This is a genomic window from Rhodococcus sp. BS-15, from assembly GCF_000813105.1.
Lineage (GTDB): Bacteria > Actinomycetota > Actinomycetes > Mycobacteriales > Mycobacteriaceae > Rhodococcoides.
On sequence record NZ_BAOX01000023.1, the window covers coordinates 18,119 to 33,386 of the forward strand.

Below are 15,268 nucleotides of genomic sequence, written 5' to 3' on the forward strand. Positions count from 1 at the left end.
ACTCGTGAGCTACGGGAACTCCCCGTCCTGTAGCTCGACCGATGTCCCGGCGCGAGGGTTGCGCAGTGACGCTTCACTCGTCATGTGCCGATCTGCGCGACCCCCGCCGGGATATCACTTCCAAAGGACTACATCGGTTGAAACCCGAGGCCACGTCACTGACGTAGCCGAACCTACTTTTTTTGGAGATGGCACATGGACACAATTTCGTCGGATGAGTACGACGTCGTCATCATCGGGGCGGGACCCGGAGGCGAAGACTGCACGACGGCTCTGCTCGACGCGGGAATGTCGGTCGCGCTCGTCGAGGCGGAGATCGTCGGAGGAGAATGTTTCAACTGGGCTTGCGTGCCGAGCAAGGCGATGTTGCGTCCCGGACATGCGCTTCGATCGGCATCACGTTCACCGGGAGCGCGCGAGGCGATCACCCGTCCCCTCGATGCTTCGGCCGCGCTTTCCCACCGGCAGCATGTCGTTCTGCACCATGACGATTCGAGCGTCGTCGAGTCCTTCACATCTGCCGGTGCCGTGTTCATTCGGGGCCGTGGTTGCATCGAAGATCGAAATCGTGTCGTCGTGACGACGTCTGACGGGGAACGGCGACTTCGAGCCCGACATGCGGTAATCCTCGCAACTGGATCCACTGCAGCATTGCCCGACATACCGGGCCTCGCAGACGCCGAACCATGGACCAACAGGGAAGCGACATCGGCCACTGAGTCACCCACCAAACTGATCGTCCTGGGAAGCGGTGCAGTCGGGTTGGAACTGGCACAGGCATGGCGGTCGCTCGGCACCTCGGAAGTGATCGTTCTGAGCCGGAGTGGCGCACTCTTGCCCGACCACGAACCATTCGTCGGCGAACTCGTGCTCGAGGGTTTGCACCAGGCCGGTGTCGAGGTCAGATTCAACACCCAGGTGTCCGGTGTTGACCGTCTGGCCGACGGAGGCGTGAACCTCATGATGTCCGACGGCACCATCGAGCGGGCCGACGAGCTGTTGGTTGCTGTCGGAAAGAACCCGGCCACGGTCGATCTGGGCATCGATACAGTCGGCCTGACGCCTGGGGCGTTCGTCGATGTGGGCAATGACATGAGGGTTGCGGAGACCGACTGGTTGTACGCCATCGGTGACGTGAACGGACGAGCGTTACTTTCTCATCAGGCGAGCTACCATGGCCGAATCGCTGCATCCTCAGTAGTGCAACGCGCTCGTGGCGAGGGTGCGGATCTCCCCGACGAAGTGAACGAGACGGCCGTTCCCCAAGTCCTCTTCACTGATCCGGAAGTGGCCTCCGTCGGACTTACCTTGCAGCAAGCGGAATCTCGGGGGATACGCGCCCGAAAGATCGAGACAGACTTGGGTGCGGTGCTCGGAGCCCAACTTCACGCCAAGGACTACCGCGGAGAGTGAGTTTCACCGTCGACGAAGATCGCGATGTTCTCATCGGTGCGACTTTCGTCGGACAAGACGTCGCAGACATGGTCCACGCGGCGACTATCGCGATAGTCGGGCAGCTCACCGTTCGCCAGCTCAGGCATGCGGTGCCGAGCTTCCCCACCATGAGCGAGGTGTGGCTCGAACTGTCCTGAGAGGCCACGACGTTTCCCCGCTACAACCACTCTCGACACCGATACAGGCGGGCCGAAGTACACATCACCGGCCATCGATCGGAGAACCACATCATGACGAACCCGACCCCTCGCATCGCACGGGTGCGCGGACCGCAATCGATCGACGAGCAGGCGCGATCCGTTCGTACTCGTCGCACGATGCTCGCCGCCGCGGCAGATCTGATCAACAGCGGGCGGACTGTCCGCATCAACGATCTGACCGCGAGATCGGGCGTTACCCGCGGCGAAGTCCACTGGCATTTCGAATCCAAGACCGACCTCGTCCGAGTTCTGATCGACGACGCCGCAGATCAAGTTCACCGTGCCTACTCGCACGGGGCGGAGGCGGTGCAGGGCCACAGTGCAATGACGATCGTCGAAGACTTCGTGGACCAGCTCGTCGCAAACCCGGTCCTGCACGCAACCTGTGTGTTGTGGACCGACCACGAGTTCGCCGGGCGTGCACGCGCCGCCACCCGGGAGCCGCTACGGAGGGCGCTGGTGAATGCCCTTGCCGCGTCTGCTGAGTTGCGGCGCGACCCTGCAATCACCGCTGATCTCCTGTTGGCGGTGATCACCGCCCATACCGCCACCTGTGGTGTAGGAGTCCGCACCACGCACGTCCGCGCCGCGGTATCCGCTCTCACCGCAGAAGTTCTGCGGTGAGCGTCTCCGGTACCGAATGAATCGCAGGCCATGTGATGAGCCTCGACGCTGTCGAGGCTCACCTGGGTCCGATCACGCGACGGTTGGGGGTGCGCAACAGGGTGGAGATTGCTGATGCCGTGTGGGCGGCCGGCGGTAAGGCCGAGTGCCGTCGCCCGCGAACCGGCCGGATCTCCCGTCGAACTGGAGGTGAATCGACGCAGCGCGGCGTGCATCGGACGGAACGGGATGGGCCTGTGCAACCATGGTCAGTGGTCTTCTTCTCACCACGGCCGCACAGAGCCATTACTCGAACTGGATGGGGTACTTCTCGGTATGGACGGCACTGCTCTCGATCGTCTCGGCTCCGCGTCGGATTTGTCGGCTGTTGCCGGCGGTGACGGCGAGCCCGAACTGACAGTCCAGAGACTACTGTTCGACGGCCCGTCGCCCCTGGTCAGTGCCGATATGTACAGCTCTGTCGGCAAGGGAAATGCCGAGCGCACCCGCACGGGTGTTCGTATCGCCAAGCGCAGCGTGCTGCACACCAACAGCTACTTCGGACGGTTCCCGGCCAGCTACTGGCAGCGGTGGACCACCGTCACCGAGGTGGTGTTCCGGGCGACCGTCGCCGGTGCGGGTCGGATCGATCTGGTGGGCACGGACTACAAGGGTCACGAGCGCACGATGGCCAGTACAACGGTCGATTCCGTGAACTCGTCGACTCAGTTGGCCGTTCCCGTCGCCACGACGCAGTTCCTCGACGGCGGCGCGCTGTACGTCCGCTTCACCACCACATCGAGCGAGTTGTCGGTGCAGGACGCGGAGTGGACCGTCGCCGCGCCGGAGAAGCTGCGTCCCACCTCGGTGGTGATCTGCACGTTCAACCGCGCGGACGACTGCGCCAACACCGTCGCTGCCATGGCCGACGATCCCATCGCCCTGCTCGGGGTCGACAACGTCTATGTCGTCGATCAAGGCACCGATCAGGTGCAGACGCGCGAGAAGTTCCAGCGCGTGGCGGCCGAGCTCGGCGACAAGCTCGTCTACATCACCCAGCCCAACCTCGGCGGTGCCGGCGGGTTCACTCGTGGGCTCTACGAGGTGCAGGGCAAGGGCGGCGATCCGGCCAACGTGATCTTCATGGACGACGACGTGCTGTGCGAGCCCGAGGCGATCGTGCGGATGAACTCGTTCGCCAACATGACCGTCGAGCCGGCGATCATCGGCGCGCAGATGCTCTACCTCTTGCACCCCGATCGCGTGCATGTCGGTGCCGAGGTGGCGAACCTGCAGAAGCTCGAAGCCGGAGTGCACGTCAAGAACGCAATTTCGGACAAGAGCGCGTTCAAGCGCAAGCGCCAGCAGGACGTTCGCGTCGACGCCGGCTACAACGGCTGGTGGTCGTGCCTCATCCCGTCCGAGATCGTCGGCCAGGTCGGCTACCCGCTGCCGCTGTTCTTCCAGTGGGACGACATCGAATACGGATACCGTTCTCGTGCAAGCGGTTTCGCGACCGTGACGCTGCCCGGTGCAGCGGTGTGGCATGCCGACTTCGCGTGGAAGGACTGGGACGAGTGGCACCGCTACTTCAACCTGCGCAACGGCATGATCACCGCCGCCCTGCACATCGAACTCGACGGTAAGACTCTCGCCAAGCAGCTGTTCACCGATCTGCTGCGGTACCTGGTGTCGATGCAGTACGGCATGGCGTACACGCTGATCAAGGCCGTCGAGGACTTCCTGGCCGGTCCGGAGAACCTGCTCGACGGCGGCATGGACGCTGCCGGTTCCATCCGGCGCGAGCGTGCTGCGTACGGAGAAACGAAGCGGCACAACGCGAACGACGTTCCCGGGGTGCGTCCGTCGGATATGTTCATCACCCCCGCGGGACCGCACCCGAAGAAGAGCATGGAATTCGCCGTGTTGGCCAAGCGAATGCTCAATCAGTGGCGCGGCACGGTGAACCCCGGTCCGGTCGCCATCTCCGCCGACGACGCCCACTGGTGGCACGTCTCGCTGTTCTCCCACGCGATCGTCACCGATCGCTCGCAGGAGGGCGTCCGAGTTCGCCAGCGCAACAAGCAACATGCGGTCGAGCTGCTCAAGCGCGGCGTGACCGCACTCAAGCGTCTTCGCACCGAAACCCCGACGGTCGCTGCGTCTTACCGCGCAGCGGTGCCCGAGCTGACGAGCCGAGAGAACTGGGCTCGCCTCTACGACCAGTAGCTATTTCGCGCGAACTGTCGGGGCCGTGCGAATGCGTACGACGACCTGTTCGTTGTCGGCCGTGTAGCCGAGGTAGTCGAATTCGGTGCCGGTGCGTGCGACGAATTCCGTCCACGCCCGGTACTCGTGGTTGCGCCAGCCGGGGAAGTTGAAGTACTCGTCGAACACGATGACGGTGCCCACTGCGAGTCGATCGGCCACGAGGTCCAGCACGGTGACCGTCGACGAGTACAGGTCGGCGTCCAGGTGCAAGAACGCCAACTTCTCGTGATGGCCCTTCAGGAAGCCCGGCAGCGAGTCCTCGAACAACCCGGGGACGATCTGTGCGCCCGGCACTTCGGGGATGGTGTCCTGCTCGAAGAGCCCTTTCGGGAACCCGGTGCGCCAGGTTTCGGGGAGGCCGGAGAACACGTCGAATCCGGCGACGACGGTGATGTCCTTGCGCGACGCCAGTTCCTCGGCGATGATCTCGAGCGTCGTTCCGCTGGCGACGCCGAACTCGAGTGCCATGCCGCGGATGGAGACCTCGCCGAGCGCGAACCGCAGCGTCGCGTGCGGCCGCAGGAACGTCGGGGCCTGCGGCATCATCTCTTCGGCGAATTCGGCGCTCTGGGCGGCTGCTTCGACGTCGGACGCATACGGGATGTCCCGACGCATCCGCATCTCGAGGCCGCGGATGAACGCGTGCAGATCGTCGATCTCCCGGCGTTGGCGTTCGAGGACGTCGAGCAATTTCGCCTGTTGATCGCTGGTCTGTTCGGCCAGCTGAGCGGTCTGCTGAGCCAGAACCTCGCCGATCGCTCGTTGAAGCTTCTCCCGTGCCGACGACTTGATGCGATCAGCGAGCTTCCGAGGTTCCGTCATGGGCACACGGTAGCGGTATCACGCGGGTGCGCGCACCCCTTAGCGGCAGCATCAGGGCCTGCGGAAGTGTTCCCGACGCCCCAGCCCGCGCAACCGGAACCATTCGGCCAGACCCTTCGGGTTACGGGTGGTGATCAGGAAGAACCAGGTGAACCGAATCCACTCTTGCGGCAACAGCTTTCGCATGCCGGGCTGCGACATGAGGTAGCCGCGATTGCGGTACGTGAAGTAGCGCTTGGTCGCGTCCTCCGGGTACTGCGTGTGCATCCGGCCGCCGAGGATCGGCTTGAACTCCTCGGCTCCGTTGGGATGGACGTAGGCGGCGGTGAGGCAGGTGCCGAACTTCAAGCCCGATCGCTGCAATCGACGATGCACTTCCACCTCGTCGCCGCGCACGAACAGCCGTAGATCGGGCACGCCCACTGCGTCGATCGTCGACGCTTGAACAGTGCTCCGTTGAACAGCGAGGCGATGCCTTCGAGAAGGTCGTCGTCCGGGTTCGCCGGGTCGATCAATTCGGACCGCAGCCGACGCCATTCGACGCCGCGGCGCAGCGGAAAGGCCAGCCGGTCCGGATCGTCGATGTCGCAGACGACGGGGGAGACCTCGTCGAGGCCGTGGGTGAGAGCGCAGTCGTAGAGGGTCTGGAGCACCTTCGGGCCCTCGGGGCGGCCGTCGTCGTCGGCGAGGAACACCCACTCCGCACCGAGCGAGAGCGCATACAGAATCCCGAGTGCGAACCCGCCCGCGCCACCCAGATTGTGCTGCGAGCCGAGATACGTCGTCGGCAGGTCGATCGACTCGACCAGTTCGCGTACGGCGGGCTCGTCGGCATTGTCGACGACGACCAGATGATCGAGCGGACGTGTCTGCGCACCGATGACCTCGAGGGAGAGAGCCAACAACTCACGCCGCTTGTGCGTGACGATGACCCCGACAATCTTGTCAGCCACCGGCATTGTCTTCCCGCTCGATCTCCTTCAAGATCTGCGCGACGTGGTCTCCCGCGTCGTGACCGTCGTACGCCCGCACCACGTCCTCGATGCCGCCCTGTTGGCGAATCTGGCCGTGATCGATCCACATCGCGGTGTCGCACAGCTGAGCCAGGAATTCGTTGGAGTGGCTGGCGAACACCAGGATTCCCGAGCGCTTCACCAACTCCTGCAGGCGATGGCGGGCCTTCTTCATGAACTCCGCGTCCACGGCTCCGATGCCCTCATCGAGCAGTAGGATCTCCGGGTCGATGCTGGTGACCACGCCCATCGCGACGCGCACGCGCATGCCCGTGGAGTAGGTCCGCAGCGGCATGTCCAGGTAATCGCCGAGTTCGGTGAAGTCGGCGATCTCGTCCATCTTCGCGAGCATCTGCTTGCGCGTCTGGCCGAGGAACAGGCCGCGAATGATGATGTTCTCGTAGCCGGAGATCTCGGGGTCCATACCGACGCCCAGATCGAACACCGGCGCGACGCGGCCGCGGATGGTGGCGCTGCCCCGCGTCGGCTCGTAGATGCCCGAGAGCAGCCGCAGCAGCGTCGACTTGCCCGCACCGTTGTGTCCCACCAGCCCGACGCGATCGCCGTCCTTCAGGTTCATCGTGATGTTCTTGAGAGCTTCGACGACGACGACGTCGGAGGAGTTGCGATCGATCGCACCACCGGCCTTGCCGAGGAACGCCTTCTTCAGTGACCGCGTTTTGGCGTCGAAGATCGGGAAGTCGACGCACGCGTCGTGAGTGCTGATGCTGATGGACAACTCGAATACCCCTAAACCCAGTAGGGCACGCGGGCCCGGTACTTCTTGAGTGCGACGATGGCCAGCGCCCAGCCGACGACGGTGAAGCCGAGCACGATGTACCAGTGGTACGCCTGCTGATCCTCGCCGATCAGGGGGGCCCGGATGATGTCGAGGTAGTGGAAGAGCGGGTTGATCTCGACGAGCTTGGCGCGGTTCGCGGCCTCGCCGCCCATGGACTGCAGGCCTGAGGTGGTCCACACGATCGGCGTCATGAAGAACATCAGCGTCACGAAGCTGCCGAGGATCGGGGCGATGTCGCGGTAGCGGGTGGCGACGATGCCGAACAGAATGGACACCCACACGGCATTGAGCAGAATCAGCACGAGCGCGGGGATCGCGAAGATCACGGTCCAGTGCAGCCCGCCCTCGGGCCAGAAGATCGCGATGATGATCACGTAGATCAGCATGTTGTGACCGAACAGCAGCAGCTGACGCCACACCAGGCGATAGACGTGCACGCTCAGCGCACTGGGCAGCTGTTTGATCAGGCCTTCGTTCGCGACGAAGACGTCTCCGCCTTCGAGGATCGCGGCGCTGATCAGTCCCCAGACGATCAGGCCGACGGTGACGTGTGGCAGGAACTCGCGCAGATCGATGTTGAGCAGGACCGAATACAGCAGACCCATCGCGATGGCCTGCACGCCGGTGGCGATGGTGATCCAGAACGGACCGATCACCGACCGGCGATACCGCTGCTTGATGTCCTGCCAACCGAGATGCAGCCACAGCTCGCGCTGGTTGAAACCGGTTTTCAGGTCGCCGAAAGCGCGCCGATAAGTCTGTGAGTCCGAAACCGGAGCAGGCATCTGGTCTCCTGCCTCGCTCTCGGGATCCTTCGCTGGTGCCGACACGACGGTCGACACTACCTCTCTTCGGAGACTGCGCTCATTCCGAGCTTGCTACAGATACTGGCCGGTACCGCCGCCGCCGTGGCCCCCGCCACCCTGGCCGCCACCCGGAGCGCCCATCACACCGGGAGGCAACGCGCCCTGCCGCATCTGTTCGAGTTGAGCCCGCGCGGCCATCTGCTGAGCGAACAGGGCCGTCTGGATGCCGTGGAACAGACCTTCGAGCCAGCCGACGAGCTGTGCCTGGGCGATGCGCAGTTCCGCGTCGGTGGGGACCACGTCGTCGCCGAAGGGCAGTACCAGGCGCTCGAGCTCGTCGCGCAGTTCCGGGGCGAGGCCCTGTTCGAGTTCGTGGATGGACGACTTGTGGATTTCCTTCAGTCGCGTCCGGCTCGCGTCGTCGAGCGGTGCGGCGCGCACTTCCTCGAGCAGCTGCTTGATCATCGTTCCGATGCGCATCACCTTCGCGGGCTGCTCGACCATCTCCGACAGGCCCGATCCATCGTCCGATCCGTCGTTCGCGGAGGATCCGGCGGCGCGGGCCGCAGCGGCCGTCGCTTCCTCGCGGCTCAGGGCGAGCGGTTCCCCGTTGGGGCCGATCACTACGACATGGTCATCGGGCGCGCTGTTCGGCTCGGATTGAGTCATATATCCATCATTACGCCTCGCTCGCCGTTGCGCGATCGTCAGGGGCGATTATCCTGGTTCGGTCGTCGGGAACAGTGGAGGCCGGGAGGATCGAGCGTGCGAGGTGGGCAACCGTTCCCTGGGGAAACAGGACGTGGAACACATGCTTCACCGGTCGGCGCTTAGAGTGTCCGGCATGGGTTACGACGTCGCGCGAGTGAGAGGTTCCATCCCCTCGCTCGGTGACGGGTGGATTCATCTCGACCCTCAGCTGGGGATGCTGATCCCGGACCGCGTGTCGACCGCTGTGTCCACCGCATTTCGGCACAGTGCCTCCAATCATTCGGCCGGCAACACCTCGGCCAAGCGCAGTGCGGCTCTGCTGGAATCCGCCCGCGTTGCGATCGCCGATCTGGTCGGTGCCTATCCGTCCGGTGTCGTCATCGGTCCGGACCGCGCGACGCTGCTGTCCTGGCTGGCGGATTCGATGAGCTCGCGGCTGGGCCTGGGAACCGGTCTGGTGCTCTCGCGTCTGGACGAGGAAGCAAACGTGGCACCGTGGCTGCGGGTGGCCAGCCGGTCGGGCGCGCATGTGCGCTGGGCCGAGGTCGAGATCGATACGTGCGAGTTGCCCACCTGGCAGTTCGACGATCTGATCACTTCCACCACTCGGCTCGTCGCGGTCACTGCTGCGTCGCCGATCGTCGGTAGTGCGCCCGATGTTCGGGTCGCGGCGGATCTGGTGCACGAGGTCGGTGGGCTGATCGTGGTCGACGCGGCCGGAGCTGCCCCCTACGCCCACGTCGACATCAAGGAACTCGGGGCCGACATCGTCGCGATCGACACCGCCGCGTGGGGTGGGCCGTCGGTCGGTGCGTTGATCTTCCGCGATCCGACGCTGCTGGAACAGTTGCCGTCGATGTCGCTCAATCCGTCGGCCAAGGGCCGGCGCGGCTCGAGGTCAGCAGTCACCAGTACGCGTTGTTGGCGGGCGTGGTCTCGTCCATCGACTACTTGGCCAACCTCGACGACACAGCGACCGGGACGCGTCGCGAGCGTCTCGAATTGTCGATCGGATCGTTGCAGCACTACCACGACGGTCTGTTCGATTACCTGATGAAGGCGCTCGGTTCGCTGGACCACGTGATGGTGCTCGGCAATGCACCGACGCGCATTCCCACTTTGAGCTTCACCGTCGAGGGCATGCCAGCGGTGAAGGTGTCCGAGCAACTCGCGCAGGCCAGAATCGGCAGTGTCAGCGGAGTCCACGGCGGCAGTCGGTTGCTCGACGCGTTGGGCGTCAACGACGAGGGTGGTGCCGTCACCATCGGTCTGGCTCCGTACACCACCCGCTACGAAATCGATCAGCTCGTCAAAGCGCTCACCGCGCTCGCCCTCTAAGAGCGGCTGCGCCGCACGTGCACGAGGAGCCTCCGGGTCGTTCCGCAGGCTCCACTCCGGCCTCGTAGCCGACTTTGAGGTTCCGCTTACGACCGCTGACCTGGGCTACTGGATTCGCAGAATCACTTTGCCGATGGTCTCGGCCTCGTCGAGCATTCGATGTCCTTGCGCCGCTTCGGTTATCGGAATCTCGGCGTGCACGACGGCGGTGACGCGGCCCTCGGAGATCATCGGCCACAGGTGTGCGGTCATGTCCGCGACGATGTTCGCTTTGCTCGACGGCCCGGTTTCGGGGCGGCCACGCAATCCGGCTGCATGCACCGAGCCGCGCTTGGCGAGGAGTTTGCCGAAGTTCAGCTCGCCCTTCACTCCGCCTTGCATACCGATGGTGACGACGGTGCCGTCCATGGCCAATGCGTCGAGGTTGCGGTCGAGGTACTTCGCACCCATGTTGTCCAGGATCAGGTCTGCTCCGTGTTCCTCTGTCTGTGAACGGATCTCGGTGACGAAGTCCTGGTTCTTGTAGTCGATCAGGATGTCGGCACCCAGGTCTGCGCACATGTCCAGCTTGTACTTGGATCCGGCAGTGACGGCGACGGTGACACCCATCTGCTTGGCCAGTTGGATTGCGTGAGTGCCGATTCCGCTGCCGCCGCCGTGAACGAGCAGTACCTGCCCCGAACGCATATGCGCGTCCATCACCAGGTTGGACCACACCGTCGAGGCGACTTCCGGAAGTGCCGCTGCGACATGCAGATCGAGGCCCTGCGGAATGGGGAAGAGTTGGGTGGCGGGTACGGCGACCTGCTCGGCGTAGCCGCCGCCGGCCAGCAGTGCACAGACCCTGTCTCCGACGTTCCAGCCGCTGACGCCCTCACCGAGTTCGGAGATGATGCCCGAGCACTCGAGTCCGAGGATGTCGCTGGCCCCCGGAGGCGGTGGGTAGTTGCCCTGACGCTGCATCAGGTCGGCGCGGTTGACGGCGGTGGCCGAGACATCGATGATCACCTGTCCGCGGCCGGGGCGGGGGTCGGGGACCTCGGTCCATTCCATGACGTCGGGATCGCCGAATTCTTTCAGTGTGATGGCACGCATGTCTCCATAGTGCGCCTCCGGCGCAGTGGTGCGGTTAGGTGCCCTCTGGAGCGCTTAACTACACCACTGCCGCAGGCACTTCTACAGGTCCCAGAGATTGATTCCGAAGTCCTCGGCATGCGTATCGATCTCGGCAAGTTCGGCGTCGGTGAAGTCCAGGTTCTTCAACGCCGCCACGTTGTTCTCGAGCTGTTCGACGCTCGATGCGCCGATCAGTACCGACGTCACGCGTGGGTCGCGCAGGGCCCAGCTCAGCGCGAGTTGTGCGAGGGATTGGCCGCGGGTGGCGGCAATGTGGTTCAACGCCCGGAGATGCTCGATGTGGTCGTCGGTGAGCCAGTCCGGATTCAGCGATTTGCCCTGCGCTGCTCGCGAATTCGAGGGAACACCGTCGAGGTACTTGTCGGTGAGCATGCCCTGGGCCAGAGGCGAGAAGGCGATGACGCCCGCGCCCACCGCGTCGAGGGTAGTGAGCAGTTCGGGTTCGATCCACCGATTGACCATCGAGTAACTGGCTGATGGATCAGCAGGGGAACACCCGCATCGGCGAGCAGGTCTGCCATCTTCTGCGTGCCGTCGGGCTTGTACGAGCTGATGCCCGCGTACAGGGCTTTGCCCTGCTGCACAGCGCTGATCAGTGCGCCTGCTGTTTCTTCGATCGGGGTGTCGTGGTCGGGGCGATGGCTGTAGAAGATGTCGACGTGGTCGAGTCGCATTCGGGTCAACGATTGTTCGAGCGAGGACAACAGATATTTGCGAGAGCCACCGAAGCCGTAGGGGCCGGGCCACATGTCCCAGCCGGCCTTGCTGGAGATGATCAGCTCATCGCGGTATCCGGCGAAATCCTCGGAGAAGATGCGGCCGAAGTTCTTCTCCGCGCTGCCGTACGGCGGGCCGTAATTGTTGGCCAGATCGAAATGCGTGATGCCGAGATCGAATGCGCGACGCAGGATCGCGCGCTGGTTCATCAGCGGTACGTCGTCGCCGAAGTTGTGCCACAGTCCCAATGACACCGCCGGAAGTCGGGGCCCTCGTGAGCCCACTCGGCGGAACAGCATGGACTCGTAGCGATCGTCGGCGGCAACGTACGGCGGGTCGATGTAGGGATCGGTCATACCTCGACCATAGGGCGCTGTGCCGAACGGGGCCTCGAACCGCGTCAACCTACTCGTGGGTAGATTTCCCGCCTAAGATGACACGCGTGACGGCCGAACTAGTAATTGGTCCCGGGGGGGGACCCGCAGTGGCTCGACACTGCGGAAATGAAAGCATGGCGCGCCTATATGGACGGCGGGCAACGACTGATGGGGGTATTGAACAAGGATCTGCAGGATCGCCACGATCTGTCGATGGCCGAGTACCGCATCCTGGTGATGCTGTCGGAATCGATCGACGGCTCCATCCGAATGAGTGAGCTCGCCGACGGTGTCCTGTCCTCGAGAAGTCGCCTGACGCATCAGATCAGGCGAATGGAACTCCAGGACATGGTGTCTCGCAGTACCTGCGTCAACGACGGCAGAGGCGTGCTGGCGGTGATCACCGAGGAAGGGCGTCGGCGATTGTCGGAGGCGGCACCCACGCACGTCCGCGGCGTCCGGCAGCACCTCGTCGACATCCTCTCGCCCCACGAACTCGAGGTGCTGGGCGACATCTTCGAGAAGGTCGATGCCGCGATGGACGCGTCCGGCTCGACACCGCGACGGTGAGGGGCGATTGGGCCTCGGGCCGCTCGGCCGTTTAAGATCGCACACGGAAGCGTGGCAGAGCGGCCCAATGCACTCGCCTTGAAAGCGAGAGACGTGTAAAAGCGTCCGGGGGTTCAAATCCCTCCGCTTCCGCCACATGTTCGTTGTTTGAACCCGGTCCACCCGCAAGGGTGGACCGGTTTTGTTTGCCCCGGGAGCCGCGGAAAGGCGTCGATACCGCCCCGGTCGACCGGTCTTACGTTCTGCGCTCACAATTGTCGCCATGAGGACGCGCCGCAGTCGACCGTTACTGCACTTGAAGACGCGCTTGTGGACGAATCCGCCATTCGCGAACGTCACCTCGCTCGCCTCGGCAGTCGTGGCTGTCAGTGGCGTGCTCGATGCCGTCACCTCCGATCCGGGTGCTCTCGGTCGGTGGTGGACGTGGCTCTGGACGGCCGTTGCCGTCGTCGTGGTTCTGATCCCCGCGGCGATGGGTGCGAGGTTTCCGCGGAGCATCGCTTTGCTGGGCTGCTTGTTGTTCATCGGCGTCACCTCGGTCCAGATGGGCACATCCACCCAAGGGATCGTCGCGGTCAACAACCTTGTTTTCTATCCACTGCTCGCCTGCTATCTGGGATGGTTCTTCCGTCGTCTGGTCGCCAGGTCGGTTGCAGGCGTGGCGATTGCGGCGTCCGGCATCGGCGTTGCGCTCAGCCCCAGTGGATCGCTGACGGTCACCTGGCTCAATCTGATGCTCGCGTCGTTGTTCTGTCTGGAATCTGCGAGCTATCTCTACCGACGCTTGCAACGGCAGGTCGAGACGGATTCGTTGACCGGAGCAGTGAACCGAATCGGGTTCGAGCGCAACGGAAGTCAGTACCTGCGCTGGGCCGAGAAGTCCGGCGCACCTCTGGCATTGGTGATGATCGATCTGGACCGCTTCAAGCGAGTGAACGACGAGTACGGCCATCATGCCGGCGACCGGGTGCTGGCTCGATTCGTCACCGAGGTTCGGCGAGGTCTTCGTGCGTCCGATGTGGTCGCGCGTATCGGCGGCGACGAGTTCGCCCTCGTCCTGCCCGGAATCGACGAGCAGAGTGCCCACAGTCTGGTGGGGCGTCTTCAGCAGCTCACCACCAGTGCGTGGTCCTCGGGTTGCGCAGTGAGTTCGCGCGGCGACACCATGGACTCGCTTCTGGCCCGTGCGGATGCTCGACTGCTCGACGCCAAACGACTCACTCACTCGACAGAACGGGACAGATCAGATCGGGCCTGACGGTCGAGTACCCTCGGCCCAACGCTCCAGGCCCAATCCGGTCTCGAAGCGTCGCAACGATTTCGAGATCGGGTCCGTGAATTCGAGTGCACTGGCGAGTAATTGGAGCGGGTCGGTGAAGTCGTCGACGGCTCGGCCGGATGCCGTCGGGTAGAGGTCGTCACCGAGGATGGGTACGCCGAGCGAATTCATATGCAGACGTAGTTGATGGGTGCGGCCGGTCAACGGTGTCAATCGATAGCGGCCGAGTCCGTCTCGATGCTCCAGGAGTTCGACGGTGGTGTGCGCGTTGGGTTCTCCGTCGACCTTGTGGGCAGTGAATTGTCCCTTCTCCGAGACGATTCGACTGCGAACGACGGTCGGCAGTGTGAGCGACGGGTCGTAGCGCGCGATTGCCTCGTACTCCTTGCGGACCTTGCGATCCTGGAAGAGCGTTTGATACGCGCCGCGCAGTGTCGGATCCACGACGAACAGGACCAGGCCCGCGGTCACACGATCGAGCCGGTGAGCGGGCACCAGTTGCGGTAGTTCGAGTTCGAGACGCAGTCGCACGAGCGCGGTCTGCAGAATATGTCCGCCGCGGGGGATGGTCGACAAAAAGTGAGGCTTGTCGATCACCAGCAACGCGTCGTCCCGGTGCACGATCGAGATATCGAACGGCACAACGGTTTCCGACGGTAGGTCGCGGTGGAACCAGACCGCCTCGCCGGGAACGTATGGAGCGTCGAAGGAGATGGGACCGGCCATGTCGACGATGTCACCGGCGGCGAGCATGGCGTCGATCCGGTGCGGGGGAATGCGTGACTCTGTAGCGGCGAGGAACTCGCGAACGGTGAGCCATATGCCGTCCTCGGGCATGCGTATTCGCGCGGGATCGAGACCGTGCCGCTTCGCCAGGGGCGGTTGCTGGCGTCGTCTCACCGGAAGAGCGTATCCGCCCGCCGAGATCGCACTTGTGCAGACAAATCAGTGCCATCTGCCTGCACAAGTGCGAGTTCGCTACTCGCAGCCGATGCCGTCGTTGTCGCGGTCGAGATGAGGTCCGTAGCCGTACTCGTCCCGATAGACCGGGTCGGCTCCGGCGTCGCGCGCCGCGTCGCAGTTCTCGTACTGGAATGTGCCGCCCTGGCGGGGTGCGGGCGCTGGAGCTGCGAGTGGGGCCGGGGGGTGGGGGCAGGAGAACCGGGC

Annotated in this window: 13 protein-coding genes, 1 tRNA gene and 3 pseudogenes; 8 read left to right on the forward strand and 9 right to left on the reverse strand. The window is 64.0% G+C overall.

Features of this window, described 5'->3' with window-relative positions; translation table 11 throughout:
* Positions 1–195: 195 nt before the first annotated feature.
* The 4 genes from RHBS_RS05250 (at position 196) to RHBS_RS05260 (ending at position 4,487) form a co-directional block, all read left to right on the forward strand.
* Positions 196–1,413: an NAD(P)/FAD-dependent oxidoreductase gene (locus tag RHBS_RS05250; RefSeq protein ID WP_272913843.1), complete on the forward strand. Its 1,218-nt coding sequence runs from the start codon at positions 196–198 to the stop codon at positions 1,411–1,413.
* Positions 1,410–1,592: a hypothetical protein gene (locus RHBS_RS31435; RefSeq protein ID WP_272913844.1), complete on the forward strand. Its 183-nt coding sequence runs from the start codon at positions 1,410–1,412 to the stop codon at positions 1,590–1,592. Before RHBS_RS05250 ends, RHBS_RS31435 begins: the two co-directional genes overlap by 4 nt.
* Positions 1,593–1,685: 93 nt before the next feature.
* A complete protein-coding gene (locus RHBS_RS05255; RefSeq protein ID WP_128645031.1) occupies positions 1,686–2,279 on the forward strand; it encodes a TetR/AcrR family transcriptional regulator in 594 nt (197 codons plus the stop codon).
* A gap of 315 nt (positions 2,280–2,594) precedes the next feature.
* Positions 2,595–4,487 carry a glycosyltransferase gene (locus RHBS_RS05260; RefSeq protein ID WP_128645032.1) on the forward strand — a complete coding sequence of 631 codons (1,893 nt, stop codon included), beginning with the start codon at positions 2,595–2,597 and terminating at the stop codon, positions 4,485–4,487.
* On the opposite strand, the gene RHBS_RS05265 is transcribed toward RHBS_RS05260, so the two are convergent.
* The 5 genes and pseudogenes from RHBS_RS05265 to RHBS_RS05285 form a co-directional block, all read right to left on the reverse strand.
* Complete coding sequence (locus RHBS_RS05265) at positions 4,488–5,351, reverse strand: TylF/MycF/NovP-related O-methyltransferase (protein WP_128645033.1); 864 nt, start codon at positions 5,349–5,351, stop codon at positions 4,488–4,490. It lies immediately after the preceding gene.
* A 51-nt stretch (positions 5,352–5,402) separates the two neighbouring features.
* Positions 5,403–6,310: pseudogene (locus RHBS_RS05270) on the reverse strand (glycosyltransferase).
* A complete protein-coding gene (locus RHBS_RS05275; RefSeq protein ID WP_128645034.1) occupies positions 6,297–7,103 on the reverse strand; it encodes an ABC transporter ATP-binding protein in 807 nt (268 codons plus the stop codon). The pseudogene RHBS_RS05270 and the gene RHBS_RS05275 overlap by 14 nt, the downstream one beginning before the upstream one ends.
* Before the next feature lie 11 nt (positions 7,104–7,114).
* Positions 7,115–7,951, reverse strand: a complete 837-nt coding sequence (locus tag RHBS_RS05280) for an ABC transporter permease (protein ID WP_187298386.1) — start codon at positions 7,949–7,951, stop codon at positions 7,115–7,117.
* A 93-nt stretch (positions 7,952–8,044) separates the two neighbouring features.
* Positions 8,045–8,641: a bacterial proteasome activator family protein gene (locus tag RHBS_RS05285; RefSeq protein ID WP_094638909.1), complete on the reverse strand. Its 597-nt coding sequence runs from the start codon at positions 8,639–8,641 to the stop codon at positions 8,045–8,047.
* A gap of 175 nt (positions 8,642–8,816) precedes the next feature.
* On the opposite strand from RHBS_RS05285, the pseudogene RHBS_RS05290 reads away from it, so the two are divergent.
* Positions 8,817–10,021 (forward strand): annotated as a pseudogene (locus RHBS_RS05290) (cysteine desulfurase-like protein).
* A 105-nt stretch (positions 10,022–10,126) separates the two neighbouring features.
* Here the strand turns inward: RHBS_RS05290 and RHBS_RS05295 are convergent.
* Together RHBS_RS05295 and mgrA are read right to left on the reverse strand one after the other, a co-directional pair.
* Complete coding sequence (locus tag RHBS_RS05295) at positions 10,127–11,116, reverse strand: NAD(P)H-quinone oxidoreductase (RefSeq protein ID WP_128645035.1); 990 nt, start codon at positions 11,114–11,116, stop codon at positions 10,127–10,129.
* An 81-nt stretch (positions 11,117–11,197) separates the two neighbouring features.
* Positions 11,198–12,231: pseudogene (gene mgrA / locus RHBS_RS05300) on the reverse strand (L-glyceraldehyde 3-phosphate reductase).
* 147 nt (positions 12,232–12,378) lie between these two features.
* On the opposite strand from mgrA, the gene RHBS_RS05305 reads away from it, so the two are divergent.
* From RHBS_RS05305 to RHBS_RS05315, 3 genes are all read left to right on the forward strand, one after another.
* Positions 12,379–12,822, forward strand: a complete 444-nt coding sequence (locus RHBS_RS05305; protein WP_128645036.1) for a MarR family winged helix-turn-helix transcriptional regulator — start codon at positions 12,379–12,381, stop codon at positions 12,820–12,822.
* 45 nt (positions 12,823–12,867) lie between these two features.
* Positions 12,868–12,957, forward strand: a tRNA-Ser gene (locus RHBS_RS05310).
* Positions 12,958–13,117: 160 nt separating this feature from the next.
* The gene (locus RHBS_RS05315; RefSeq protein WP_187298384.1) at positions 13,118–14,080 is read left to right on the forward strand and encodes a GGDEF domain-containing protein; all 963 of its coding nucleotides are present in this window, start codon (positions 13,118–13,120) and stop codon (positions 14,078–14,080) included.
* On the opposite strand, the gene RHBS_RS05320 is transcribed toward RHBS_RS05315, so the two are convergent.
* Together RHBS_RS05320 and RHBS_RS05325 are read right to left on the reverse strand one after the other, a co-directional pair.
* Positions 14,066–15,001, reverse strand: coding sequence for a pseudouridine synthase (locus RHBS_RS05320; RefSeq protein ID WP_187298385.1), 936 nt, complete (start codon positions 14,999–15,001; stop codon positions 14,066–14,068). The two genes, RHBS_RS05315 and RHBS_RS05320, sit on opposite strands and share 15 nt — an antisense overlap.
* A gap of 78 nt (positions 15,002–15,079) precedes the next feature.
* Positions 15,080–15,268 (reverse strand): excalibur calcium-binding domain-containing protein (locus RHBS_RS05325; protein ID WP_145977476.1); only part of this gene is annotated, 189 nt, incomplete at its 5' end.